The 927-nt window shown below is 71.3% G+C and carries 1 pseudogene; it reads left to right on the forward strand.

What is annotated here, in order from left to right:
* Nucleotides 1-49: 49 nt before the first annotated feature.
* Nucleotides 50-927: pseudogene (locus tag JK363_RS41390) on the forward strand (BTAD domain-containing putative transcriptional regulator); the annotation flags it as partial.

Here is a 927-nt window from a genome sequence, read left to right on the forward strand (position 1 = left end):
CCGCTCCCGCCGCCCCGGCCTCGATGCGCAGGTCCCGCCCCTGAGCCCCGTGATCGAGAAAGCCGTCGTGGCGGCGAGCGAGGCTGCCCTGCCCCGTACCACGGACGCTGATCCGAAGGCACTGATCACGCGCCGCACCCCGCCCGCACCACCCCAGCCCGCCTCCACCGTGACGATCGGGACTGCCAACGCCGCCGAAGTCCCGCTGGCCACTCTTGCCCGGGCCAGCGGCTGCTGCTGGACCGGACCTGGCGCTGAAGCGGCCGCCCGTGCGCTGCTGACCGGCATCCTCACCGCCGCCGAACGCAGGCGCCCCGGCACGCCCCAGGTGAGAGGCGTCCTCACCCAAGAGCTAGCCGATCGCCTCCTGCCAGGCATGCCACCGAAGTTCAGCGCCCTGACCGTGACCGACGATCTCGAACACGCCATCCACCGCGCGGAAGAACACCTCATCGCCCACGCCCACCACCAACGAGACACTCAAGACACCGAAGACGAGCAGGCAACGACAAAGACCGGGGAGGAAGAGCGCCGCGCACCGGGCTCTCTCGTCCTTCTCGCCCAGCCGGACGCCGCGCACGCCGGACGCCTCACGGCTCTGGCCGACCGCACCACGCAGGCCGCCCTCATCGTCCTCACCCTAGGCGCCCTGCCCGGCGCCACAAGCTGGCACATCGCCCATGACGGCACCGCCACACAACACACAGCAACCGGCGGACAACTCGATGACCTCCAGCTGTTCCACCTTGCCCCACAGGCCGGCCGCGACGTCCTGGACGTCCTGCTCACGGCGCATGACGAGCGACCGCGCCTGCGCAGGGTCCCGGGCGCCCGAGCAGCCAGGCCTTCCCCTGACAACCTGGAGCAGGGCACTGCCGAGGAGTCCGATGACGAGCCACCAGCGGCCGGACCAGAACCCGCAGAGCC

Origin of the sequence: Streptomyces coffeae (genome assembly GCF_016741875.1) — a bacterium.
Taxonomy (GTDB): domain Bacteria; phylum Actinomycetota; class Actinomycetes; order Streptomycetales; family Streptomycetaceae; genus Streptomyces; species Streptomyces coffeae.